26 protein-coding genes are annotated in these 23,766 nt (G+C 27.0%); 12 read left to right on the forward strand and 14 right to left on the reverse strand.

Going from position 1 to position 23,766, the window contains the following annotated elements; translation table 11 throughout:
* Positions 1–99: 99 nt before the first annotated feature.
* On the forward strand, positions 100–1,953 hold the full coding sequence (locus D3Z07_RS11550) for an RNB domain-containing ribonuclease (RefSeq protein ID WP_076088575.1): 1,854 nt from the start codon (positions 100–102) through the stop codon (positions 1,951–1,953).
* A 62-nt stretch (positions 1,954–2,015) separates the two neighbouring features.
* Here the strand turns inward: D3Z07_RS11550 and D3Z07_RS11555 are convergent, their stop codons facing one another.
* Together D3Z07_RS11555 and D3Z07_RS11560 are read right to left on the reverse strand one after the other, a co-directional pair.
* On the reverse strand, positions 2,016–2,378 hold the full coding sequence (locus D3Z07_RS11555; protein WP_122893948.1) for a hypothetical protein: 363 nt from the start codon (positions 2,376–2,378) through the stop codon (positions 2,016–2,018).
* Between the two features lie 139 nt (positions 2,379–2,517).
* Positions 2,518–2,895 carry a flagellar assembly protein FliW gene (locus D3Z07_RS11560; RefSeq protein WP_122893949.1) on the reverse strand — a complete coding sequence of 126 codons (378 nt, stop codon included), beginning with the start codon at positions 2,893–2,895 and terminating at the stop codon, positions 2,518–2,520.
* A gap of 61 nt (positions 2,896–2,956) precedes the next feature.
* On the opposite strand from D3Z07_RS11560, the gene holA reads away from it, so the two are divergent.
* The 4 genes from holA (at position 2,957) to rpsR (ending at position 5,210) form a co-directional block, all read left to right on the forward strand.
* Positions 2,957–3,937 (forward strand): DNA polymerase III subunit delta, encoded by a 981-nt coding sequence (holA, locus tag D3Z07_RS11565; RefSeq protein WP_122893950.1) that lies wholly within the window; start codon positions 2,957–2,959, stop codon positions 3,935–3,937.
* A gap of 84 nt (positions 3,938–4,021) precedes the next feature.
* A complete protein-coding gene (gene rpsF, locus D3Z07_RS11570) occupies positions 4,022–4,378 on the forward strand; it encodes a 30S ribosomal protein S6 (protein WP_076088569.1) in 357 nt (118 codons plus the stop codon).
* A 25-nt stretch (positions 4,379–4,403) separates the two neighbouring features.
* On the forward strand, positions 4,404–4,934 hold the full coding sequence (locus D3Z07_RS11575) for a single-stranded DNA-binding protein (RefSeq protein ID WP_076088567.1): 531 nt from the start codon (positions 4,404–4,406) through the stop codon (positions 4,932–4,934).
* Between the two features lie 18 nt (positions 4,935–4,952).
* The gene (gene rpsR, locus D3Z07_RS11580; protein ID WP_076088565.1) at positions 4,953–5,210 is read left to right on the forward strand and encodes a 30S ribosomal protein S18; all 258 of its coding nucleotides are present in this window, start codon (positions 4,953–4,955) and stop codon (positions 5,208–5,210) included.
* An 80-nt stretch (positions 5,211–5,290) separates the two neighbouring features.
* Here the strand turns inward: rpsR and cysS are convergent, their stop codons facing one another.
* Both cysS and nusA read right to left on the reverse strand, forming a co-directional pair.
* Positions 5,291–6,694, reverse strand: coding sequence for a cysteine--tRNA ligase (gene cysS / locus D3Z07_RS11585; protein WP_122893951.1), 1,404 nt, complete (start codon positions 6,692–6,694; stop codon positions 5,291–5,293).
* Between the two features lies 1 nt (position 6,695).
* Positions 6,696–7,868 carry a transcription termination factor NusA gene (gene nusA / locus D3Z07_RS11590; protein WP_122893952.1) on the reverse strand — a complete coding sequence of 391 codons (1,173 nt, stop codon included), beginning with the start codon at positions 7,866–7,868 and terminating at the stop codon, positions 6,696–6,698.
* Between the two features lie 157 nt (positions 7,869–8,025).
* Here nusA and D3Z07_RS11595 point away from each other — a divergent pair, with 157 nt between their 5' ends.
* The 4 genes from D3Z07_RS11595 to D3Z07_RS11610 are packed head-to-tail and all read left to right on the forward strand — an operon-like array spanning position 8,026 to position 11,788.
* Complete coding sequence (locus D3Z07_RS11595) at positions 8,026–8,268, forward strand: HP0268 family nuclease (protein ID WP_076088559.1); 243 nt, start codon at positions 8,026–8,028, stop codon at positions 8,266–8,268.
* Between the two features lie 15 nt (positions 8,269–8,283).
* On the forward strand, positions 8,284–9,594 hold the full coding sequence (gene miaB, locus D3Z07_RS11600; RefSeq protein WP_076088557.1) for a tRNA (N6-isopentenyl adenosine(37)-C2)-methylthiotransferase MiaB: 1,311 nt from the start codon (positions 8,284–8,286) through the stop codon (positions 9,592–9,594).
* Positions 9,594–10,208 carry a lysophospholipid acyltransferase family protein gene (locus D3Z07_RS11605; RefSeq protein ID WP_122893953.1) on the forward strand — a complete coding sequence of 205 codons (615 nt, stop codon included), beginning with the start codon at positions 9,594–9,596 and terminating at the stop codon, positions 10,206–10,208. The genes miaB and D3Z07_RS11605 overlap by 1 nt, the downstream gene beginning before the upstream one ends.
* A gap of 20 nt (positions 10,209–10,228) precedes the next feature.
* Positions 10,229–11,788 carry a hypothetical protein gene (locus D3Z07_RS11610; protein ID WP_122893954.1) on the forward strand — a complete coding sequence of 520 codons (1,560 nt, stop codon included), beginning with the start codon at positions 10,229–10,231 and terminating at the stop codon, positions 11,786–11,788.
* A gap of 28 nt (positions 11,789–11,816) precedes the next feature.
* On the opposite strand, the gene mqnE is transcribed toward D3Z07_RS11610, so the two are convergent.
* The 5 genes from mqnE to D3Z07_RS11635 are packed head-to-tail and all read right to left on the reverse strand — an operon-like array spanning position 11,817 to position 15,178.
* Positions 11,817–12,878 (reverse strand): aminofutalosine synthase MqnE, encoded by a 1,062-nt coding sequence (gene mqnE / locus D3Z07_RS11615; protein ID WP_122893955.1) that lies wholly within the window; start codon positions 12,876–12,878, stop codon positions 11,817–11,819.
* Positions 12,879–12,886: 8 nt separating this feature from the next.
* Positions 12,887–13,210: a hypothetical protein gene (locus D3Z07_RS11620; protein WP_206423279.1), complete on the reverse strand. Its 324-nt coding sequence runs from the start codon at positions 13,208–13,210 to the stop codon at positions 12,887–12,889.
* The gene (locus D3Z07_RS11625; protein WP_122893956.1) at positions 13,197–13,850 is read right to left on the reverse strand and encodes a carbonic anhydrase; all 654 of its coding nucleotides are present in this window, start codon (positions 13,848–13,850) and stop codon (positions 13,197–13,199) included. Before D3Z07_RS11625 ends, D3Z07_RS11620 begins: the two co-directional genes overlap by 14 nt.
* Positions 13,851–14,087: a hypothetical protein gene (locus tag D3Z07_RS11630; protein ID WP_122893957.1), complete on the reverse strand. Its 237-nt coding sequence runs from the start codon at positions 14,085–14,087 to the stop codon at positions 13,851–13,853.
* Positions 14,084–15,178 carry an aminotransferase class I/II-fold pyridoxal phosphate-dependent enzyme gene (locus D3Z07_RS11635; protein ID WP_122893958.1) on the reverse strand — a complete coding sequence of 365 codons (1,095 nt, stop codon included), beginning with the start codon at positions 15,176–15,178 and terminating at the stop codon, positions 14,084–14,086. The genes D3Z07_RS11630 and D3Z07_RS11635 overlap by 4 nt, the downstream gene beginning before the upstream one ends.
* 242 nt (positions 15,179–15,420) lie before the next feature.
* On the opposite strand from D3Z07_RS11635, the gene D3Z07_RS11640 reads away from it, so the two are divergent.
* Together D3Z07_RS11640 and D3Z07_RS11645 are read left to right on the forward strand one after the other, a co-directional pair.
* The gene (locus D3Z07_RS11640) at positions 15,421–16,260 is read left to right on the forward strand and encodes an AraC family transcriptional regulator (protein WP_122893959.1); all 840 of its coding nucleotides are present in this window, start codon (positions 15,421–15,423) and stop codon (positions 16,258–16,260) included.
* A complete protein-coding gene (locus D3Z07_RS11645) occupies positions 16,253–17,437 on the forward strand; it encodes a YbfB/YjiJ family MFS transporter (RefSeq protein WP_122893960.1) in 1,185 nt (394 codons plus the stop codon). The genes D3Z07_RS11640 and D3Z07_RS11645 overlap by 8 nt, the downstream gene beginning before the upstream one ends.
* Positions 17,438–17,447: 10 nt before the next feature.
* Here D3Z07_RS11645 and D3Z07_RS11650 read toward each other — a convergent pair whose 3' ends face one another.
* The 5 genes from D3Z07_RS11650 to D3Z07_RS11670 form a co-directional block, all read right to left on the reverse strand.
* Entirely contained in the window at positions 17,448–17,780 is a 333-nt protein-coding gene (locus D3Z07_RS11650) for a YraN family protein (RefSeq protein ID WP_122893961.1), read from the reverse strand.
* Between the two features lie 6 nt (positions 17,781–17,786).
* A complete protein-coding gene (locus D3Z07_RS11655) occupies positions 17,787–18,452 on the reverse strand; it encodes a response regulator transcription factor (protein WP_122893962.1) in 666 nt (221 codons plus the stop codon).
* On the reverse strand, positions 18,449–20,356 hold the full coding sequence (locus D3Z07_RS11660; protein ID WP_122893963.1) for an FIST N-terminal domain-containing protein: 1,908 nt from the start codon (positions 20,354–20,356) through the stop codon (positions 18,449–18,451). The genes D3Z07_RS11655 and D3Z07_RS11660 overlap by 4 nt, the downstream gene beginning before the upstream one ends.
* Before the next feature lie 26 nt (positions 20,357–20,382).
* A complete protein-coding gene (locus D3Z07_RS11665) occupies positions 20,383–21,390 on the reverse strand; it encodes an SAM-dependent methyltransferase (protein WP_206423280.1) in 1,008 nt (335 codons plus the stop codon).
* 69 nt (positions 21,391–21,459) lie between these two features.
* On the reverse strand, positions 21,460–22,182 hold the full coding sequence (locus D3Z07_RS11670) for an OmpA family protein (protein ID WP_076088531.1): 723 nt from the start codon (positions 22,180–22,182) through the stop codon (positions 21,460–21,462).
* Positions 22,183–22,308: 126 nt separating this feature from the next.
* Between D3Z07_RS11670 and pyk the strand changes: the two genes are divergently transcribed.
* Positions 22,309–23,754 (forward strand): pyruvate kinase, encoded by a 1,446-nt coding sequence (gene pyk / locus D3Z07_RS11675; RefSeq protein WP_076086392.1) that lies wholly within the window; start codon positions 22,309–22,311, stop codon positions 23,752–23,754.
* Positions 23,755–23,766 lie beyond the last annotated feature (12 nt).

The following is a 23,766-nucleotide window of genomic DNA, read 5'->3' on the forward strand; positions in this document are numbered from 1 at the left end:
TACCCAAAAAAAGCTAAAAACATAGTAACTAAAGATAAAAAATAGTAATACTCAAGATATTTTAGATAGGATTACATTATATATAAACAAGGAATTAACTTGCTAAAAGAGCTTTTTAAAAAGATACAAAGTGCAGATAAGACATATAATAAAACTGAATTAATCGAAATAGAAAAGTTTATTAAAAAAGGTATTGTCATTAAATTAGATGATGAAACTTATGAACTTAATTCAAAATATAAAGTCGCAATTGTTAATGTTGGAAAAAACTTAGTAATACTTGAAGATTTAATAAGTGAACATAAAAACATAAAAATAGAGTTTGATCAATTAAATGGAGCTTATAATGGTGACTTAGTATTAGCAAAAAGAGTTTTTAATCCAAGGTCAAGAGTAAAAGCTAATATCATTGAAGTTTTAGATGGAAAGAAAAATGATATTTTAGTTTATATAAAAGAGAAATCTTTTTATACTGTAAAAGAAAATATCAAATTAGAAAATAAAGGTGCATCTTCATATGAAGAAGGTGAGGTTTTATTAGTTGATAATAAATCTATTGAACTAATAAAAAGTTTAGGAAATATTGCTGATCCAAAAATAGATGAACTTATCTCTTTACATTTATATAATGAAGTAATAAGAACACAAAAACCTTTAGAAGTTGACGCAAAAATGAATGATGAAAATCAAAGAGTTGATTTAACACATTTACCTTTTTGTACAATTGACCCAAATTCTGCAAAAGATCACGATGATGCTATTTATTATGATAAAGATGAAGAAGTTTTATATGTAGCAATTGCTGATGTTTCTTATTTTGTAAAAGAGGGAAGTGCTTTAGATAAATTAGCATTTTTAAAATCAACTTCAATTTATTTGCCAGGAAAAGTTTTACCAATGCTTCCAAATGAATTAAGTGAAGAGATGTGTTCACTAAAAGAAGGAGTTGACAGATACTCTTATGTTTTTAAAATCCAATTAGATTTAAAAAATAAATGTGCTAAAAAATCACAACTTTTTGAAGCTATTATAAATTCACATAGAAAATATTCCTATGGAAGAATAGATAGAGTTCTTGAAGGTAAATTGGATCAATATGGAGATGTAGATAAAACAATATTTGATTATATATTACCTTTATATGAAATTACTAAAAACTTTAGAGCTAAAAGATTAGAAAATGGTTATGACTTTAGAACTACAGAATTGCGACAAAAACTTAAAAACTTCAAAATCGTATCAGTTGATAGTGAAAGTTCAACTGCTTCTCATCAATTAATCGAGGAGTGTATGCTTTTAGCAAATATTGAAGCTAGTAAAAAAGTTAATAATGTAGGAATTTATAGAATTCATGAAGAGCCATCTTTAAAAGCAATTTCAAGATTAGTTGATGATGTAAATATTTTAGGTGTAAAAGTAAAAGTACAAAATGATGTTCATGATACAATTACACATATTCAGAAAAAAGCAAAAGCTTCAATGATGAGTGAAGAGATTGATGAACTTATTATTCAATCACAAACTCAAGCAAAATATAGCTCAAAAAATCTAGGTCACTTTGGTTTAGGTTTTTCTTCATATTCTCACTTTACATCTCCAATTAGAAGATATTCGGATTTAGTTTTACATAGAATTTTAAAATCAAAGCAAACTCCAAAAAATATTGATGAAATTTGTGAGCATATCTCTTTAAATGAAAGAAAAGTAGCTCAATTAGTTTGGGATTATGAAGATAGAAAATATGCACGTTGGGCAAATGACAATATTGGAAGTGAAATAAAAGTAAAAATAGTAGATACTGATAGAAATAGGGCAGTTTCATATGATACTATTTCTGGATTAAAAGTGACTATTGATAATATGAAAGGTCAGAAACTTTTCACAAAATTAAGAGTAAAAATTAAAGAGGTTGATATTATTACTAAACAAGTAATATGTTCGGTTAAATATTAAAAAAGCTAACAAAATAAATTGCTAGCTTCTTAAATTAAGGAGAGGGGTTTCTTGTTAAAATATTAACAAGAAGTTTGAAGTCTAGTATCAGTATCTTCTTCTGGATAGAAAGAAGCTAGTGTACAATGACTAATAGCAGATGCTGCTAAAATATTAGTACTTGCTGCTGATGTTTGCGTATTGTTAAAACTTAAATAATCTGGAGAATCATTGTTCTCAAGAGGATAAAAAGATGCAAATACTTTGTTATCACTAGTTGCAACTGCTAAAGTTTGATAAGCTTTTGAATCATCTTGAACTGAAGAAAGATAACTTGGTGTATCATCGTTCTCAACTGGGTAAAAACTTGCAAATGTATCTTGTGCTGATAATGCACTTCCTGCTAATAAACTTAATCCTATAATTGTTGTTGATAATTTTTTCATTTTAAAATCCTTTTAAATATTAATTTTTTATTTTCGTTTGTTTGATAAGTGTATTATAGATTTTTTATGTGTATCTTGCGTAAAGAGTTCGTTTATTGTTTGTGTAGTGTTGAGTTTTAGAAGTTAAAAATATTAATGTTTAAAGTATGTTATCTTTTAAAGTTGTAAGTAACTTAGGTATTTTATTTTTAATAACATATTGACCTATTAATTTATGTTTTTCATTTATTAAAATAGGTGCTGCTAAATTTACAATTGAGTCTTCAATTGGATTTTGCATTACAACACAAAAGTATATTTTAAAATCTTTTTGTTCATGTATATGTAGTTTTTTTAATACTTCATCATCAATATTAAAATTAAAATTTATTTTTTTAAAATAAGATATATCGACAATGTTTATATTTAGTTTTTTATTTTCATTTAAAATTAAAGTGGAAAAGTTATTATCAATAGTTTTTATATTTAATTCTTTAATATTTTCAAAACCTAATAGTGGTAGTTCTATTTTATACATTATAAACCTTTTGTTAGATTATGAATAATATTAAAAGATAACTTAGGATAAGATATATCCTATGTATAAAAACGAATTTGATAATCATTTAAGACAAAATAAGAAATTTAATGCCTACATGTTTTATGGACAGTCAACATATTTAGTTGAACTTTACACTAATATTGTTGCTACTTCACTTGGTTTGGCTGATGAGATTGAAAAATTATATTTTGATGAATATGATTTTAAATATGCAAAAGATAAACTTCTTCAATCTTCACTATTCTCATCTAATAATATTCTATTAATAAAGTGCGAGAAAAAACTTCCAAAAAAAGAAGTTGATGCTTTAATCGATGCTTGCAATACAAACATGGATAGCACAGTAATTTTTTCATGCATGGGAGATGGTGATTTTAAAACTATGGAAAAGAGTTTTACAGCTAAAACAAACTCTGCAGTTGTAAGAATGTTTGCTCCAAATGACAATGAAGCAGTAAGACTTTTAGAAAATGAAGCAAAAAAACATAATATAAATTATGAAATATCTGCATTAAATCACTTATATTTTATGCATAAAAATGATTTATCATTATGTATAAATGATTTATCAAAACTTGCAATTTTAGAAGAAAAGATAACATCTAATATAATAAATACGCATTGTTTTGGAATAGGAATAGTCTCTTTTGAAGATTTCTTACATAATCTATTATCAGGAAAAGATATAAGTAATGATTTGAACTTATTACTAGAAGAGGGTGTAAATGAAGTATTCTTAGTTACTCAAGTTACATCATTTGTACAGCAATTGTTTTTGATAGCATCATATGCAAGAGCATATGGAGCTCCTAATCCAAAAGAAATTTTAGGTTTTATTCCTCCTAAAGCTGTTTGGGAAAAAAAATCAAAACTAGCTATTAATATAAAACCTCAGATGTTCCAAGAGATGTTAGAGTTTCTTTTAAATTTAGAGTTAGAATTAAAAAGTTCTAAAATTGATAACACTAATTTATATTTACAAGCAACTCTAAGAAAGTTTACAGTTTTATTTGGATAAAATCCATGACTTTATAAAAAAAGTACCCTTGCTGATATTAGTTAAAACTAAAAATACCGGCATAATCTATAAGGAGAAAATTAGATGTCTAAATTAAAACATTACGAAACAATGTTTATTGTTAAGCCTACATTAACTGAAGAAGAAACTGTAGCACAAATCGATGCTGTTAAAGCAACAATTGAAAAGAATGGTGGAGAAATCGCTGCATGCGACGATATGGGTTCTCAGCAATTAGCTTACGAAATTGAAAAAAATAAAAGAGGTTACTACTTCGTTATTTATTTCAAAGGTGAACCAGCTGGACTTGCTGAAATCGAAAGAAACTATAGAATCAATGAAAATATCATGAGATTCATTTTCATTAAATATGAAAATAAAAAAGAAATTGCTGCATGGACAAAAATGAGTGATGCTGCTGCTGCAAAAGCTGCTAAGTAGTAAATTATAAACTAAGGACTTAAGTATGTATAATAAAGTAATTATGGTAGGAAACCTAACTAGAGATATTGAATTAAGATATTTACCATCTGGTGCAGCAATTGCAAAATCTGCTCTTGCAACATCTTTTAAGTATAAATCTGCTGCTGGAGAACAAAAAGATGAAGTTTGTTTTTTAGATTTTAATATGTTTGGTAGATCTGCTGAAGTTGCTAATCAATACTTACGAAAAGGTTCAAAAGTTTTATTAGAAGGTAGACTTGTATTTGAACAGTGGACTGCTCAAGATGGAACTAACAGAAATAGACACTCTTTAAGAGTTGAAACTATGAAAATGTTAGATTCAAAAAGTGATTCAATGAATAATAATGCTGGGGATAACCAAGGTTATAATCCTCAAGGATCGTATAGCCAACCAGCAGAAAATCAATATAACAAAACTTCTAATGCTCAAAATGGACAGAACAACTATGGTGGTAATAAACCTCAAGCAGCTTCAATGCCTGAGCAAAAAATACCTGAAATAGATATCGACGAAGACGAAATACCGTTTTAGAAATTAAAGGAAAACGACATGGCTGAAAGAAGAAAATACGGAAAAAAATATTGTAAATATACTGAAATGAAAGTTGATTTCATTGATTATAAGAATTCTGATTTATTAAAGATTTCTATGAGTGAAAGAGGTAAAATCATGCCTAGAAGACTTACTGGAAACTCTAAGAATTCTCAAGAAATGGTAGAAAAAGCAATCAAAAGAGCTAGACATATGGCACTAGTTCCATACATCGTTAACACTAAAAATGTTACTGATGCAGCATTCGCTAGATAATCTCTAGTTAAAGCACAAAAAAAGGGAAGAAGTTTTAACTTCTTCCCTTTTTTTATGCCTACATAGTTTAGAAAAAAGTATTAAACTTTTTCCCAAACAACACCTGATGGTGTATCCATAAGTGAAATTCCTAAAGCAGAAATTTCATCTCTTACTTTATCAGCAGTATCAAAATCTTTTGCTTTTTTAGCTTCATTTCTTTTTTCTATTAATTCTTCAATTTTTGTTTTTTCTTCATTTGAAATTCCAAACTGAAAGTACGAATATGCATCACTATTTCCAATTCCAAGTACATCTGAAATAAACTCTATATTTGATACAAGTTCTTTTTTCAAAGCTTTGTCTTTAGGGTTAACATCTAGTTTATCATTTGCATTTGCAATCATTTCATCAATAAAAGATATTGCTTTTGAAGTATTTATATCATCATTCAATGCATTAATCATTTTTTCTTTAAACTCTTTATTTACAGTGCTTGAAGCTCCACCGTAAACTCTTTTTTTAACTCTATAAAGTTTATCAAGTCTCTTTTTTGATGAAAGTAAATCTTCTTCATTAAAGTTAAAATCTGTTCTATAGTGAGCAGTTAAAAGATAAAATCTAATAACTTCACCACTATAAGATTTAAGAACGTCTTTTAGGAAAAAAGAGTTTCCAAGAGATTTACTCATTTTCTCTCCATCAATATTTACAAAACCATTGTGCATCCAATATTTTGCAATTTCTTGATTTGAAGAACATCTAGTTTGTGCTGCTTCATTTTCATGATGTGGAAAAAGTAAATCTGCTCCACCACCATGAATATCGATTTGGTAAGCTGTATTTTTATACGCAAGATGCTTTTCTATCATAGCTGAACACTCTATATGCCAGCCAGGACGACCGTTACCAAAGCTTGCTTCAAATATTACATCTTCATCTTTTGCAAATTTCCATAAAGCAAAATCAGATGAGTTTCTTTTTTCAGTATTTACTTCAACTCTTGCTTGTGAATTTTCATCACTAGCACGATTTGAAATACAACCATAAGTTGAATCTTTTGAAGTATCAAAATAAACACCATTAGAAATTACATAAGCAATATCTTTTGAAATTAGATTATTAATCATATCTTTCATAATTTCTAAATTTTGTGTAGCTTTTGGCTCAATAGTATTATCTAAGACATTAAGTTCTCTCATATCAGCTTTATATGCTTTTATATATTCACTTGTAATATCTTCTAAGCTTCTAGATGTTTCATACATTTTCTTTATGATTTTATCATCAATATCAGTAAAGTTTTTTGTCATTGTTACTTCATAGTCATTATTTTTTAAAACTCTATGAAGTAAATCAAAAGCAATAGCAGACCTTGCATGGCCTAGGTGTGAATCATCATAAACTGTTGGTCCACACACATAGATTTTTGCTTTTTTTTCTTCTATTGCTTCAAATAAAACTTTTTCTTTTTTTACTGAATCATAAATATATATCTTATTCATTTTATTTAAATAACGCTTCTAATGACGATGTATCAGTTGTTCTTTCTTCATTTCTTTTATTATTACCTTCATCAGTAGGAGTTGAACCTTCAATTTCTACAAGTTCAATTTCATATTTAGTAAGCATAGAAGCAAGTCTTATATTTAAACCAGATTTTCCAATTGCTTTTGACTTTTGGTCACTTGGAATTGTTACAATTGCTTTACCTTTTTCATTTCCTTCTGGTGCTTTTTCAATTTTAACAGATGAAATAATTGCAGGTGAAAGTGCACGAGATATAAACATTTCAGGAATAGTAGAATATTCAACACAATCAATATTCTCACCATTTAATTGGAATGATACAGATGAAATTCTTACACCTTTTACACCAACTACTGAACCAATTGGGTCAATTTGAGGGTCAATACTTGTTAATGCAATTTTTGCTCTAGATCCAGGAATTCTAGCACTAGCTTCAATTGTTACTTTTTCGTCTTTAAGTTCAGGAACTTCAAGAGCTAGTAAACACTCTAAGAATTTAGGAGATGTTCTTGAAATATCAATTAATAAACCATTTGTTTTATCAATATTAACACCACGAACAACAGCTTTTACTGTATCTCCTACTTTAAATACTTCACCTTTGATTCTACTTTTTCGTTGAAGCATACCTTTTACTTCACCGATTTCTATATAAGTGTTTTCTTGTCTATCTACTCTTGTAACAACACCTGATACAATTTTTCCTATTTTATCTTGATATTTTCCAACTAGGTTTTCTTCTATAAATCTTTGTATTCTATATTCAAAATTACTATGTAAAATAGTTGCTGCATTTCTTCCCATATTTTCAAACTCTAAATCGTAGTCAATAAAATCACCGATTTCTAAATCTTCATCAATCTCTTTTGCTTCATCTAAATCTATAAAGTTTTCAGCATTTATTTCATTTCCGTATTCATCTTCTACTTCCCCAGTTAGTTTCTCATCTCCAACTGCTAATACTTCAATCTTTTGTGATAATTGTAATCTTTTATTTTCTCTATCTATATTTGCATCGAATCTTAATGTTTCGTCTACCATTTTCTCTGCTGTTTTAATCAATGCTTCTTTTAATGCATTCTCAACATCTTTGATTTGTAGACCTTTTTCATATGCAATTGAGTCTAAAATATCTATAATTTTGTCCATTAATAACCCTCTAATATCTTTTTATTTGTTGACATTGAAATGTAATGTTTTGAATTCAATGTAGTGTAGATAGATATTATATCTAAATCTCCTTTTATGAAAATAAAAGTAATTTTTGGATAAAATAATTGGCTAATTAAAACAAAAGGTTTAATATATGGAATTATTATTTGCAAGAACTGAATTAAGTGAAAAACCTAAAAAAGTCCAACTAGATAAGATTAAAGAAGATTTACAAAAAGATGGTGAAAAAATATTCTATTTTGATAGAGATAACTCACATAAAGATATGATGGCATTAGTTGATGCTTTAGAAGATGAAGGTGTGAACGTATATTTTAGAGAAGTAAAATATGGATTAGCTGATGATGAGTATATGTATGAGGTTCATGCACTTTAATAAGTGATAAAAACTATGAGTTCAAATAAAAAACTATTTATTCAAACACTTGGTTGTCAAATGAATGACACAGATAGTCAACATATCGCAGCTGAGTTAGAAAAACATAAAGATTATTCACAAACTGATAAAATGGAAGATGCTGATTTAATTATCATAAATACATGTTCTGTAAGAGAAAAACCAGTTCAGAAACTATTTTCTGAAATTGGTCAGTTTAATAAAAAGAAAAAAGATGGAGCTAAAATAGGTGTTTGTGGTTGTACTGCATCTCATCTTGGTAGAGATATTATCAAAAGAGCTCCATATGTTGATTTTGTTGTAGGTGCAAGAAATATTTCTAAAATTAAAGATGTTGTTGATGTAAAAGGTTCAGTTGAAATCAGTATTGACCATGATGAATCAACATACGAATTTGCAACTGCAAAAACAAATAAATACAGAGCAAGTGTAAATATCTCAATTGGTTGTGATAAAAAGTGTACTTACTGTATCGTTCCTAGTACACGTGGTGAAGAGATTTCTATACCTATTGAAATGATTGTTGACCAAGTTCAAAAATCAGTTGATTTAGGTGCTGTTGAAGTTATGCTTCTAGGGCAAAATGTAAACTCTTATGGAAGAAGATTTTCAGATGGTAGAGAAAAATCAACTTTTACTAAACTTTTACAAGAAGTTTCAAAAGTTGAAGGTTTAGAGCGAATTAGATTCACATCTCCTCATCCTTTACATATGGATGATGATTTTATTGAAGAGTTTGCAAGAAATAAAAAAATATCTAGATGTATTCATATGCCATTACAAAGTGGTTCAACTGAAATTTTAAAAGCAATGAAGCGTGGATATACAAAAGAGTGGTTTATAAACAGAGCTACAAAATTAAGATCACTAGTTCCTGATTTAAGAATTACAACTGATATTATTGTTGCATTTCCAGGAGAAACGCAAGAAGATTATGAAGATACTTTAGATGTTGTAAATCAAGTAAAATTTGATCAAATTTTCAACTTTAAATATTCTCCTAGACCTGGAACTGAAGCTCTTAATATGAAAGAAAAAGAAGTTCCAGATGAAATTGGAAGCAAAAGATTAATTGATTTAATCGAATTACACAAAAGACATTTAGAAGCTGTAATGCCATCTTATGTTGGACAAACTTTAAACGTATTAGTTGAAAGTTTAAAACCAAATGGTGAAGTTTGTGGTTTCACTGATAATTACTTACAAGTATTTACAAGTGGAAGTGATTCTTTACTTGGAAAATTTGTAAACGTTAAAATTACATCAAATACTAGAACATCACTTAAAGGTGAAATTGTAGAGTAATGAAAAAATATTTTAAATTAAATATTTTACCTTACATACTTTACTTTTTAGTAAAATTTATTTACTCTACAAACAAAAAAGTTTTTCATCACGCTAAAATTGATAGTGATGAAGCTTTTATCTTTGTTGCTTGGCATGGTGATTTGCTAGCACAACCCACAAACTATTTTAAATTCAGACCCAATGGAAATGTAAAAGCAATGATTAGTCACAATAAAGATGGCGAAATAATTGCAAAAATATATGCTCTTTTAGGAACTGGATTAATTAGAGGTTCCTCTTCTAAAGGTGCTGCTAAAGCTTTAATCAGTACAATAAAAGAAATAAAAAATGGTTCTGATGTTGCACTTACTCCTGATGGTCCAAGAGGTCCTAGGTATACTATTGCAGATGGTGTTGTAGCAATTGCCAAGAAAAGTAATGCTAAAATAATTGTATTAAACTCAAAACCCTCAAAATATTGGCAGTTTAATTCTTGGGATAAATTCGTTTTACCAAAACCTTTTGGTAGAATTGACTTTTATTTATCGCAACCTTATAGTATTGAAGGTTTAGAATTTGATGAAGCAAAAGAGTTTATAAAAGATAAGATGATGATAAATGCAATGTCTTAAAAAGTTTAAATAGGAAATATATGTTTACTAAAGAGTCTTTATATATCAATGCTATTAAATATGATACTCAACTTAAACTTGATTACAAAAAATTAAGTGACAATCAAATTGTTGAAGCTAATAATTCAGTTTTTTTAGTTGATGATGAAATTCTTTCAAGAGACATTGCCCTAAAATTAAATGCTTCACAAAAAGAGATTGCAGATACTTATATCTCAACTTTATTAATAAGTGATACTACTAAACTCGTTCCTAAGACTTTATCTTCTAAATTAAAAGATTGTGAAATTTCTGAGTTAAATGCAGATTTTGATATCGCAGTTTTAAAAACAACATTATTTGAAACAAAAAACTATTTTGATAAGACGGGTATTGATTATATTTATTCAGCTTTCCATATTTTAAATCTACATTTAGAACAAAACATTTGTAAAAATCAATTATTGATTTTTTTATTTAATAATAAAGCTTTTATATTAATTTTAGGAAATGATGCTTCAATTGTATTTAATAAAACAGTTGATTTGCCAAACTTTGAATCAATTAAAAAAACTCATTTTTATGAAGATGATATTGCAGGACAAAAGCTTTTTGATGAAATTTATTATTTAGAATTAAATGAAATAATTCATAATACACTTAATAAATTTTATGAAGAATCAAAAGATGTATTTGTTGAAAAAATTGTAATTTTATATGTAGTTAAACAATTATCAAGTGAACAAATTACTCAATTAAGTGATGAACTAATTTTACCAATTGATTATCATCCAATAAATATAGATGAAGAAATTTTTGAATTAACAAAAGATAAGCATTTAAAAAAGAGTTTTATCAAGCCTAGAAAAAAAGCTAAAAAAACTAACTTTAACAGCTTGTTTATTTTGGTGTTTTTTGCTTTAGCATTTTTTGGTTTATATAAATTATATTTAAATATTAATGAAGAGAAGCAAGAAGAAAAACAAGAAGTAAGAAAGTTTATTAAGCTACCAGATCATGTAAATATCAATGATAAGATTGAGAAACGTATAAAATCTATTTTCAAAAGAATACCTTATGATATTGTATTAAAAGATTTAAAACTTCAAGAAAATAGTTTAGAAATCAATGCTACACTTTTAAATGATGATACTTTTATCAAATCTGTTCAACCAGCGTTAGAAGATATTTATAATAAAATAGAAATTAATACAGATGAAAACAATAAAGATAAAAAGAATATGTTAGATGCAAAAATTATAGCTTTAAGTGCTCTAAAACTTGAAGATGTAGTTTATAAAACTTATACTGACAAGTACATCACAGATGAGTTTATGCCAATTTCTAGAGTAACTGAGCAATTGAAAATTTTATTCCCAGAGGATACAATTATTAAATTTAATTCTAGTAAAAATGAAGATATTACTAAATTTTACTATTCAGTTAATATGCTAGTTAAAAGCCCTTCTGAATTATTTAAAACAATAGAAATGTTAAATAATGAACTTTATTCAATAAATATTATGTACCCTATAAGCATGTTAAAAACTTTAAACGGCTTAGAAATAGATTTTAAATTAGTATTTAATCAACCTAAATAAGAATTTGAAAAAGATAAACTAAAAACTTTTACCAAGTTTTTAGTTCATTATAAACAGAGTCTCTTTCAACTGGTGTAAATCCAGTATTTCTTATTAAATCAACAAACTCTTTTAAAGCAACACCTTTTGCACTTGTTGCTCCTGCTGCACTTTGAATTGATTCTTTTTCAATTGTACCATCTACATCGTTTGAACCAAACTCTTGAGCTATTAGTGCTAGTTTTACAGTTGAAGTTGCCCAATATGCTTTGATATTAGAAATATTATCTAAAACAATTCTAGCAATTGCATAAGTTTTTAAAATCTCAACACCTGTTAATGGTGCTTCAATTTTTAAGTAATTGTTTTCTGTTTGATAAACAAGAGGAATAAAGGCATTAAAACCTCCTGTTTCATCTTGTAAATCACGAAGTCTAATCATGTGATCAATTCGATGTTCTCTGCTTTCTACGTGTCCAAAAAGCATTGTAGCATTACTTTGTTTTCCTGCTTTATGCCAAGTTCTGTGAATATCTAGCCATTGTTGTGAAGTTACTTTTCCACCACAGATTTTTTTACGTACTTTTTCATCAAAAATTTCAGCACCACCACCTGGCATTGAATCAATTCCATGTTCAATCATTTTTGCAATTAATTCTTCATATGTAAGATTATACTCTGTACTTAAAAAGTGAATTTCAGCAGCAGTTAGAGCTTTTACATGAATTGAGGGAAAGTTTTCTTTTATTTTTTTAAATACATCCATATACCACTGTAAACCAGTATGTGGGTTATGTGCTGATACAATATGCACTTCTTTAATATCATTTTTTGATGAAGTTTTTACAATTTCTAAAATCTCTTCATGTGTTAATGTATATTGTAAAGGGTTTTTTCTACTTGCACTGTATGCACAAAATTGGCAAACATCTTTACAAATATTTGTTGGGTTTATATGTCTATTAATATTGAAATATGTTTTTTTACCATGTTTCTCTTCTCTTATTCTATTTGCATATTTTGCAAGTATAAATAAATCTAAATCATAAAGTTTAATAGCATCTTCATAATTTAATCTTTCATTGTTTTCTAATTTTTCTATAATACTCATAATTATTCCTATTTACAATCAAAGTCTTTAGTATTTTTGTTATATCTACCCATATGAATAAAACCAATACATGTTTTATCTGTATCAATATCGTGAAACATAACTTTATATACTTTACTTTTATATCTTGTTTCTTTATCTTCAACACTTAGTTTGTTTATTACTTCAATTTTATCTATATTTTTATGTCCTAAGGTTGCAAGAATTTCCGTCATTTTGTCTTGTTTTAATGTTTTTAATGTCATAAATACTGCGAAACCTGCAAGAAATAGTATGACAATTATTATAATAGTCTTTTTAGGTAATCTTCTTATCTCATTATTTTGCATCATTGTTTTCCATCAATGGTACAAAAGAACATTTTTCTCCATCATAAGACTCTAAAGTTCCATCTTCTATTCTGTAATACCAGCCATGAATTTGTAATTCACCACTTTTTATTTTTCGTTCAACATCTGGAAATGTAAGTAAGTTTTCCATTTGGTGAACTACTGAAATTCTTTCAGTTGCTCTATATAATTTTTCTTTATCACTTTTATCTTGAATTGCTAAGAGAGTATACTCTTTGGCTTTTTTACCAAGTTCAAGCCATTTTTTTACGTGAATTAAATCAGGTGAATCACCTACATCTTTGTACAAACTTTTACAAGCTCCACAATGTGAATGACCACAAATAATAATATGCTTAACTCCTAAAACTGAAACTGCGTATTCAATTGCAGCTGAGCTACCATGGTAATCTTCATCAGGACTATATGGAGGTACAAAATTCCCTACATTTCTTAAAATAAACATATCTCCAGGTTTTGTATCAAGCATTAAATCAGGTGTAATTCTACTATCACTACATCCTACAAAAAGAATTTCTGGTTTTTGTCCATGCTCAACTAATTCTTTAATATTTCCTTGAAACTTAGGAAAGTTAACTTCTCTAAATTTTTTATTACCTTTTACTAAATCGTTTATTATCATTTATTTTCCTGTTTTGATTACTGTTTGTGAAGTTGGTGTAATCATTGTAATTTTTTTAATACTATCTGCTTCGCTTAAATCTACTTCTATTTTGTATTCAACTAAGTAGTCAATTTTATGACATGAGAATAGTTTTGTATATGGAGAAATTTCAAGTAGTTCACATTTTTTCATATTTATAGTATTTTGAGCAAAAGCTGCAGATAATATTAGTAAACTAATTAATACTATTCTCATTTTAATTCCTTTAAAATTTGACATACATTTGTTAAATCATTTTTATTGATATCTATTTTTGCAATTAGCCGTATAATCGCACTTTTAACAGTTGGTTGTCTAATTGCTCCAACTAGATATGATTTTTCTTGTAATACAGCTTGTATTTGTTTTACTTTTTTATTATCTCCTATATCAATAGGGATAATTAAACTATTAGATTCTATACCTAATATAGTACGTATAATAGTTAAATTCTCATTTATCTTTTCTTTTAGAGTTTTTTTATTTTCAATTATATATTTTAATGATTCCAATCCAAGTGCTATATCAAAAAGTGAAGGAGCAGTTGAGTAAATTATTGGCTTTGCTCTATTTACTAAAAAATCTATGATTTCATTTGAAGCTAATATATATGCACCATAAGAACCATAAGCTTTTCCAAGTGTTCCCATTTTGATATGATACTTACTAGGTTTTATTTTGTAGTAATCAAAAATTCCTAAAAGATTATCTCCAATGACACCTGAACTATGAGCTTCATCAACTAAAAGAAGGGTATTGTATTTTTCTTGAATATCAAATAATTCTTTGGGAGCTAAATCTCCACCCATAGAATAAACACCTTCAATTGCTATGATATTTCTACCACTTCTAGTATTTTGTAAGATTTTATTTTCTAAGTCAGGTGAATCATTATGTTTAAATATAACTACTTGCTCTGGTTTTAAAAGCTTTGTTGCAAGTATTCCACTTGCATGATAATCTTCATCAATAAATAAAGTATCATTTTTTCTACATAATGCTTCAATCATTGCTATGTTTGCTAGAAATCCAGAACCAACAGCTACACCTGCTTGAAACTTATTCGTTTTACATAAAAGATCTTCAAAATCTTTATGAATTTGATTATAGCCATTTACAAGCATAGAAGCTTTTGGTGAAGTGTATTGCTCTTTTAGTACTCTTTCATAAGCTTTTTGGAAAATATCTTTATTTGTAGATAATCCTAAATAATCATTTGATGCAAGGTCAATTAAATCTTTTGAAAATATTTCTCGAGTTCTAAAACGATTTGATTTTTTGATAGATGATAGTTCTTTTGAATACAAAAAGTTCTCCGTTAGTGTTTAATTATACTAACTTAAAATTGCTAAATAATTGTTGAATAATTAAAAAGTAATAATCATGCTAGTTTAATGCTACTAATAGTAGTTATACTTCTTCCACTAATTTTTATATACAAGCTAAAACACAAAAGGTGAAAGTTTACTAACAACTTTTCTTTCACCTTTAAATCACTAATAGCAATATTTTCCAAGACTTTTAAACTTTTATTATGTAAGATAACAAAATGATAGAAAATACAAATAACAGAATTTTTAAAATACCCCAACTTTCATATCTAGAACTAAAATACAGTACAAGATTTTTTGAATGTCCACAAAAACATTATCATAATATGATATGTATAATAGGATTAAAAGAAGGAAGAGCAAAATTTATTGTTAATGATAAAGAACTTATTTTAAAAGAAAAAAGATTAATTATCATTAATCCAAATGAAGTTCATTATTCAATTTGTGATGAAGAAAACAAAGATTATTATGTAATTTATATTCAAAGAGATTGGTATAAAAATTTGCAAAATCAATTATTTAATACAAAAGATATTATTGCTTTATCAAATATAATAGATGACTTAGATTTAAACAAAGAGTTTTTTGAATTATTTGATATATTATACGGGCAAAGCGATGTAATAAAAAAAGAGTTAGAAGTATTAACTTTTTTAAAAAATATTTTTAATAAATATGTTTCTGAAAAAACATTTCTAAAAATTGACGAAACAACAAAAATTGCAAAAGATTTTAAAGAGTATATTGAAAAAAACATTTCATCAAAATTAACATTAACTAGTATTTCAAAAGAGTTAAAAGTAAGTCCCTATCACATTATACGAATTTGTAACCAAGATTTTGGATTATCTGCAAATGCTTATATTGTAAATAAAAGAGTTCATAGAGCAAAAAAATTAATTAGCCAAGGTGTTGATATTTCAGAAGCTGCTGTTGAAGTAGGTTTTTATGATCAAAGTCATTTAACAAATGTATTTAAAAAAGTTTTTGCCTTAACACCAAAATCATATCAAAACGATATAAATAAAAGTAGAAAAAAGGAAAAAGATGAGTAGTTTTAATTTATTAGATAAAAACAATAATTTCAATATTTTATTAGCAGGGATAATTGGACTTTTTATTGGAGTTGGAGTTGCAAGGTTTTCTTATACATCTCTTCTTCCTTCAATGCTTGAAGATCAAACTTTGTCTTTAACTTTTTCAGGAGTTTTGGCTTCTTTAAATTATGTTGGATATTTATCAGGTTCAATTTTTGCAATTTTTATAAAAGATATTAATACAAAAGTTAAATATTTTAGAATAGGTACAGTTCTTTGTATTTTAACAACTTTAATTATGGGTATTACAACAAATGATATTTTATGGTCAATAGGTCGTATTATTGCAGGTTTTGGTTCAGCAATGGCTTTGGTTGTTGGTGCTGCTATTGTAATGACTAAATTAGATTTTGAAGATAAAACAAAAGCAATGGGAATATACTTTTCAGGTATTGGTATTGCATTGGCTTCTTCTGATATTATAAGTAGATTTATTTTATCTATTTCTTCTTGGCAAACATCATGGATTGTTTTAACTATTATAGGTGCACTTGTGACTTTTTATCCTTTGTATATCTTATCTTTTGATAAACAAGTAGCTTCTAGTAATGAAAAACATCCCTTAAATAAATCTTTATTTTCCCCTTTTGTTGTAATTTTAATTGCAGCATATTTTACTGAAGGTGTAGGTTTTGTAATTCAAGGAACTTTTCTTCCAACTATTTTAAAATCAATTCCTGGATTAGAAGGAGTTGCTGGTTTATCTTGGTTACTAGTTGGACTTGCTGGAATTCCTGCTGCAATTATTTGGATGAAACTTGCGCATAAATATGGAAGTATAAATATAATTATAATAGCAATGTCTATACAAATAATTGGAATATTAATACCTACAATGACTACAAATATGTATTTAAATCTATTTTGTGGAATTTTATACGGAGGAACATTTACAGGTTTAGTTGCATTGTTTATGAATTTAGGTGGTAAATTAGCTGGAAAAAATCCTGTTATGCTAATGGGTGCTTTAACTACTGCTTATGGAATAGGGCAAGTTACTGCTCCTTTATATGCTGTTAGTTTAACTGATTGGACTGGAAATTATGATTATGCTTTATATGTAACAGCGTCTATCGTATTCTTTGGAGTTTTAATGCTTTTAGCGGCAAAAAGATTTAAAAGTTATGTTTCATAAACTTTGATGATTAAAGTGTTACATTTTCAAGTAAATCTATACTTGAAGGTGTAACAATAATTACATGCATACAATAAGCAACATCTAGCTTTTTAATTTGTAAATAGTAATCTAGACTTCTTTTGATTTTTGATAGCTTTGAGGGAGTTATATTATTTACTGCAACTTCATAATCATTTGCAGATTTTACCTCACAAAAGAAATAAACATCATCTTTTTTTGCAATAATATCTATTTCACCAAGTTTCTTGGCATAAAAGTTTTGTTCAATTATTTCATACTTTAAATCTTGCAAAAAAGATTTAGCTTTTTCTTCTGCTTCATCACCTTTTTTTTTACTCATAAAGTTTTATTCTTCTTTTTCATACTCAATCATATAACCAAGACCTCTAATATTTGTAATAAAGTCTTCTTTTAATACTTTTTTTAGTCTATTAACTTCTGCTCTTATTGTTGCATTATCAATATTATCATCTCTCCAAACATATTCCCTAAACATATCATAATTAACTGTTGCATTTTTATATCTTGCAAGAAGTTGGATGATTTGTAATTGTCTTTTTGTAAGAATATGAGTAGTGTTGTTATACATAAGTGTTAGGGAGTTTGAGTTAAAACTATAACATTGTGAAAGTATTTTATTTTGTTGTGGAACTATTTGTGATTGAGATATTTTATTTATTCGTAAAGTCAACTCTTTTAAATGAAAAGGTTTTTTTAAATAATCATAACAACCAAGTTCAAAAGCTCTTGAAATCTCTTCAATATCAATTAGTGCAGAGATAAAAATAGTAGGAATAATTATATTCTTTCCATGAAGTGTTTCAAGGACTTCAAAACCATTAATATCAGGAACATTAATATCAAGTATTAAAAGTTCAAAAGCTTCTTCATCCAATATTCTAAGACAATTTGTTCCATCTCTTGCAGTTCTTACTTCATGATTGGTTGATTGAAGATACTGAGTAATTGCACGATTTAGCATTACATCGTCTTCTAATAATAAGATTTTCATTTTGCCTCCAAATTAAAAATATAGTTAAATGAGGTATAAAATTCATTTGATTCAACTTTTATATCTACATACTCTTCATCACAAATTCTTTTTACTAAACTAAGACCCAATCCAAAACCTTCTTTTATTGATTCTTCTCTATAGTACTCTTTAAATACTTTTTGTGGGTTTTGAATATACTGAGAACAAGAAGAAAAGGTTAAAATATGACTATTTTCTTCTTTCTTCAAAGTAATATAAATATTTGAATTTTCTTGAGTATATTTTATCGCATTTGTTAAGTTATTATCAATAATTCTTTGTAGTTTAGTTTCATTAAAATTAAAAGTTAATGTTTTAAACATAGAGTTAAAAACTATGTTTGAACCAAATTGCTTTGCAGACAAATTAAAGAAATCTATTCTTGAACGAATATAGTCTACAAAATCAATATCTCTTTTAGGATAATTAAACTGATCTTTTTTTACTAAATAACTTAAATCATCATAAATGTTAAAAATATTTTTTAAAGCAACTTCAATTGTTGATAAATAGCTATTTTTCCCATGTTCCATTTCATAAAGTTCAATATTACTCATAATAACTGATATAGGTGTATTTGTCTCATGTACAGCATGTCTTAAAAATATTTTTTGAGAGGTTAATAGCATTTGTGAATTTATTTTTTCTATTTCTAAGTGTTTTGATTGCTCGTCATAATCTTTTGATGATTGCTCAATTAAATGAGTTAATGTTTGCATTGTTTTAGAATACTTACTAGAAGTAATATCCTCGTTTTTTTGATCTAAATTTGAGTTAATGTTTTTGTTTGTGATTGATTCTTTTAAAGCAACCATTGTAAAACATTGGTTAAGTAGTTTAGTCTTTTCTTTCTCAAAATAAAACTCCCCATAAGAAAAAAATCCAGCAGTATTTGCAATACTTGAATAAGCACTATTTTCTTTATTTATTGAATCTCCAACAAAAATCTTTCTAGCAACACATGAGTAAATAAAAAAACTTTGTACATCACTATAATCTTTTTCATAAGGGATTATTGGGTCTTTTAAAATCATTTCAGCATTACCAAAACCAAACTTTACTTTTTGACCTTCTTTTAGGTTACCTGAAAATTCTAAACTTCCATCTTTAAATAGTTTTAATGCTGCTCTTGCTATATATGAATTATTGTCTTTTATTAAAAGAGGAAAGGCTATTGAGTTTTGCAAAAATAAATCTGAAAATTCTTTTCCTAAATATTTTTCATAAAAACTTACTGCTTTGATATTATTGATTTCATAAACTCTATTTTCTACTGTTTTCGTAATTGTATGCTCAATTCCAATAGGAGACCAATTAAATCTTGAATCATTTTGAACACTTAAGCTATCTGAGTTTAAAGAAATCCCAACTGTTCCATTATCAAAAACTTTATTTCCTGAAGATATATAAGTGTTTTTAAAGTTCGAATTATCTCCTGCTATTGCACCTGCAATCATTACAGAAGGGTTTATTTCCTTTATCCCTTTTAAGAGTTCATCTGCATTAGTATGTAAAGCATCTGTAAATAAAATCAAAAGTTTTGTATTTGGAGTAATTAATTCTTTTGCTAATTGTAAACCTTTTTGAAAACTACTCTTTTGTGTTTGGAAAGATTCCTTTATGAATGTTTCTTCAAAAATTGAAATAGAAACTATAATAGAATAAGAAGTTACTTCACTTTCATAAATTTCTCCATTAGTAGTAGTTCCAATACAAAAGGCATTAGGTAAAAAGCTAGATAATGAATCTACTGTTTCTTGTAATCTTGATTTTTCTTGACCACAAAAAACTTGTATAAGAATATTATCTTTGTTTTTAAATAAATCAAAGTTTATAATATCTTGAATGTTTTCATTTATTAGCTTATAATTATAGGTTTTCATAATCGATTATATCATAATATCATATGTTATTTTCTAACATTTATGATTTTAAATCTATCTCCCATTCCAGTTGGTTCAAGTAGTGTTTTAACTTTTTGTGTTTGTCTTAAATATGTTGATTCATCGACATTTGCTTTAAGAATTTCTAATAATTCGATAATACCAAATTCAACTAAAGCTTTTAATTGAGTATTAAATATTATGTTTTCTAATTTATTATTTTTAAAACAATCTCTTAAATGATTAAAGTGAACATCATAAGTAATATCAGAATTTTTATATAGTTTTTTTAAATCTAAATCTTCTTCAAATATTGGGAACACTTCATGTTTTTCATAGATTCTAGTAGAGAAGTCGTTTCTAGGATATCTATCTCCATAATCAAAACTTAAAAATTCAAAGCTATTTATATTAGAACATAAAGTATTTACAAAACTTTCATAAGATAAACCAACTTCACCTTTTGTAATTTGGTATTTTTTACAATGGTTTATAATATTTTTATCAATACAATCAACAAACTTTATTTTATGATTTTCTACAAAAGCTTGTTGTAAAACATCGTTTTCATTGGTATAAACTAACTCACATGCAAATGCATCAAATATTTCATTTGCTATTACATAAGCACTATCAAGCTTGACTTCGTTTAAATCATTGTAATGTTTTAATTTTATTGTATTTCCAAAAGACTCTTTAATATATTCTTTTTGTTTTTCTTGAAGTTTAGGAAACCTTTCAACTATTGAAAAATTCAAAGTTTCAAGAAGTTGTGGTTTAAGAGTATAAATAAATTGAATTATATCTGCAAGTAGATATCCATGATGAGCACCAATTTCTAAAATAGTAGTATTTTTAGGTAAAAAACCATCTTCTATTGTTTTTATAATTTTTTTTGCAATTGCACCACCAAAAAATGATGAGGTAGAAACGGATGTATAAAAATCCCCATCTTTTCCTATTTGTTTATATGTAGCATAATAGCCATCACTATCGTAAAGCCATTGATTAAAGTATTCACTAAATTTTATCATTGGTAATTGTATCAAAATTTGTTTGAGAGATATAAAGAAAGAGAGGTGTAAATAAAAAGATTTCTCTTTTTATTTACAAGTGTCGATTACTGATTCTTGGTTTGGATATAAGTAAACTTCAACTCTTCTATTTAAAGCCATATTTGTATTATTATCATTAGGAGCTACAGGTTTATCAAAAGAACACCCTTTTGAAAAGATTTGATTTTGTACCCCTGCATTATAAATAATATTACCCACATTTGAAGCTCTTTTTTCTGATAAAGTTTTATTATAAGAATGAGAACCTCTGCTATCTGTATGACCTGTTACTTGAACTAAAGTGTTTGGATATTTTTCAAGTACACTTGTAACTTTAGAAATTTTTGAGCTTGCACTCATAGTTGGAGTTGCTGAGTTTGTTTCAAACATCATTGCATCTCTGAACATTATTTTTACGTAATTATCAGTATTTGATACAATTAAATCTTGATTTGGATCTAAAACAGCATTTGGATTATTATTAACATTTGTATTTAAACTATCAGCTACTTCTTTTGCTTGTTTATCTAAACTATAACCAATAGCTCCACCAATTGCAGCACCTGCAACTGCACCAATTACTTTATTTCTACTTTTGCTTCCTCCACCAACATTATTCCCAAGTGCAATACCTGCAAGTGCTCCTAAAGTTGTACCAATAATTGCTTTTTGATTATCGTCAATAGTTGGATTTCCTGTTCCTGTTGCACATCCACTTATCATAGTAGCTGCTACAAGAGAAGATATCATTAATTTTAAATTTAGTTTCATTTTAAGTCCTCAAATATTTTATTTTATTATTTTAACATATTATTGTGAAATAAAAGTTATACAAAATAGTAATTAGTATGTAACAAACTTGTGTTATAATTATTTTATTAAATTAAGGAATTATATATGGAAAAAAGAACAAAAATATTAGCAACTTTAGGCCCAGCAAGCCATAGCATAGAGACAATAGAAGGATTAATCAAAGCAGGTGCAAATATGTTTAGATTAAACTTTTCTCATGGAAGTCATGAATATCACTTAGATACTTTAAATAATATTAGAACTGCTATGAAAAACCTTAATACAACTGTAGGAGTATTGCAAGATATTTCAGGACCGAAAGTTAGAGTAGGAGATTTAAAAGAACCTTTTGAACTTTTACGTGGTGATGAAATCACTTTTCTAAAAGAAGAAATTGTAGGATATAAAAAAGAAGATAAAAAATATGTAGTTTCTATTAATTATCCTGATATTCTAGATAAGGTAAAAATAGATGAATATATTTACCTTTATGATGGAACTATTAGAGCTAAAGTAATTCAAATAGAAGGTGAAGTAATAGCTCGTATTGAAAACCATGGAATCTTATCTTCTAAAAAAGGTGTAAATTTCCCAAATACAGTAATTGATATTAATGTAATTACAAAAAAAGATGAAAAAGATATTGCTTGGGGTGTAGAGAATAATGTAGATTACTTTGCAATCTCTTTTGTTCAAAATGGTAATGATATGAAAAGAGCAAGAGAACTTCTAAATGGCTATAAAGGTAAATTAATAGCAAAAATAGAGAAGTTTGATGCTGTTGAAAATATTGATGATATTATAGAACAATCTGATGGTCTAATGGTAGCACGTGGGGATTTAGGTATTGAAGTACCTTACTATGATGTACCAACTATTCAAAAAATGCTAATTAAAAAAGCAAATAATGTAGGAATGCCTGTAATTACAGCAACACAAATGCTTTTATCAATGACACAAAATGAAAGAGCAACAAGAGCAGAAATATCAGATGTTGCAAATGCAGTACTAGATGGAACAGATGTAGTAATGCTTTCTGAAGAAAGTGCAGTTGGGGAAGACCCAATAAATGTAGTTGAAACAATGAGTAATATTATTTCAAAAACAGAAGATATTTATAATTTTGATAAACAAAGTAAATTAGAATACTTAGATGAATTTGATGTAATACAAGCAACTGTAACAAAATTAGCAGATGATTTAAATGCAAAAGGAATTCTAGCTCTAACAAGCTCAGGAAAATCAGCAATAAAAATGTCAAGATATAGACCAAAAACTCCAATCTTAACATTTACACATAAGAAAAAAGTATTAAATTCATTAACAGCAGTTTGGGGAGTACAACCAATAGGAACAATAAAAGAAGCACATGCCTCTAAAATGTTTCAAAAGATGTTAGTATCATTAGAGCAAAAAGGCTTACTTCAAAAAGAAGGACCTTATGTAGCAACAGTAGGGTATCCAGTAGGAATGCCAGGAAGTACAAATACAATTAAGATTTTAACTGAGTCTGAGATTGAATATTATTTGAATTTTAAGGGAAAGAAGTAGGTTTTAAAACAA

Origin of the sequence: Arcobacter peruensis (genome assembly GCF_003711085.1) — a bacterium.
Taxonomy (GTDB): Bacteria; Campylobacterota; Campylobacteria; order Campylobacterales; family Arcobacteraceae; genus Poseidonibacter; species Poseidonibacter parvus.

Bases quoted from the DNA above. Each gene is read 5' to 3' on its own strand.
- miaB (WP_076088557.1), top strand. From the start codon at position 8,284: ATGAGTTCAAATAAAAAACTATTTATTCAAACACTTGGTTGTCAAATG.
- cysS (WP_122893951.1), bottom strand. From the start codon at position 6,694: ATGAATAAGATATATATTTATGATTCAGTAAAAAAAGAAAAAGTTTTA.
- D3Z07_RS11665 (WP_206423280.1), bottom strand. From the start codon at position 21,390: ATGATAAAATTTAGTGAATACTTTAATCAATGGCTTTACGATAGTGAT.
- D3Z07_RS11655 (WP_122893962.1), bottom strand. From the start codon at position 18,452: ATGAAAATCTTATTATTAGAAGACGATGTAATGCTAAATCGTGCAATT.
- mqnE (WP_122893955.1), bottom strand. From the start codon at position 12,878: ATGAGTATTATAGAAAAATTAGAAAACAATGAAAGATTAAATTATGAA.
- D3Z07_RS11630 (WP_122893957.1), bottom strand. From the start codon at position 14,087: ATGAGAATAGTATTAATTAGTTTACTAATATTATCTGCAGCTTTTGCT.
- D3Z07_RS11605 (WP_122893953.1), top strand. From the start codon at position 9,594: ATGAAAAAATATTTTAAATTAAATATTTTACCTTACATACTTTACTTT.
- holA (WP_122893950.1), top strand. From the start codon at position 2,957: ATGTATAAAAACGAATTTGATAATCATTTAAGACAAAATAAGAAATTT.
- D3Z07_RS11670 (WP_076088531.1), bottom strand. From the start codon at position 22,182: ATGAAACTAAATTTAAAATTAATGATATCTTCTCTTGTAGCAGCTACT.
- D3Z07_RS11595 (WP_076088559.1), top strand. From the start codon at position 8,026: ATGGAATTATTATTTGCAAGAACTGAATTAAGTGAAAAACCTAAAAAA.
- D3Z07_RS11555 (WP_122893948.1), bottom strand. From the start codon at position 2,378: ATGAAAAAATTATCAACAACAATTATAGGATTAAGTTTATTAGCAGGA.
- D3Z07_RS11620 (WP_206423279.1), bottom strand. From the start codon at position 13,210: ATGATGCAAAATAATGAGATAAGAAGATTACCTAAAAAGACTATTATA.
- D3Z07_RS11645 (WP_122893960.1), top strand. From the start codon at position 16,253: ATGAGTAGTTTTAATTTATTAGATAAAAACAATAATTTCAATATTTTA.
- D3Z07_RS11640 (WP_122893959.1), top strand. From the start codon at position 15,421: ATGATAGAAAATACAAATAACAGAATTTTTAAAATACCCCAACTTTCA.
- nusA (WP_122893952.1), bottom strand. From the start codon at position 7,868: ATGGACAAAATTATAGATATTTTAGACTCAATTGCATATGAAAAAGGT.
- D3Z07_RS11610 (WP_122893954.1), top strand. From the start codon at position 10,229: ATGTTTACTAAAGAGTCTTTATATATCAATGCTATTAAATATGATACT.
- pyk (WP_076086392.1), top strand. From the start codon at position 22,309: ATGGAAAAAAGAACAAAAATATTAGCAACTTTAGGCCCAGCAAGCCAT.
- D3Z07_RS11650 (WP_122893961.1), bottom strand. From the start codon at position 17,780: ATGAGTAAAAAAAAAGGTGATGAAGCAGAAGAAAAAGCTAAATCTTTT.
- D3Z07_RS11625 (WP_122893956.1), bottom strand. From the start codon at position 13,850: ATGATAATAAACGATTTAGTAAAAGGTAATAAAAAATTTAGAGAAGTT.
- D3Z07_RS11560 (WP_122893949.1), bottom strand. From the start codon at position 2,895: ATGTATAAAATAGAACTACCACTATTAGGTTTTGAAAATATTAAAGAA.
- rpsR (WP_076088565.1), top strand. From the start codon at position 4,953: ATGGCTGAAAGAAGAAAATACGGAAAAAAATATTGTAAATATACTGAA.
- D3Z07_RS11575 (WP_076088567.1), top strand. From the start codon at position 4,404: ATGTATAATAAAGTAATTATGGTAGGAAACCTAACTAGAGATATTGAA.
- D3Z07_RS11660 (WP_122893963.1), bottom strand. From the start codon at position 20,356: ATGAAAACCTATAATTATAAGCTAATAAATGAAAACATTCAAGATATT.
- rpsF (WP_076088569.1), top strand. From the start codon at position 4,022: ATGTCTAAATTAAAACATTACGAAACAATGTTTATTGTTAAGCCTACA.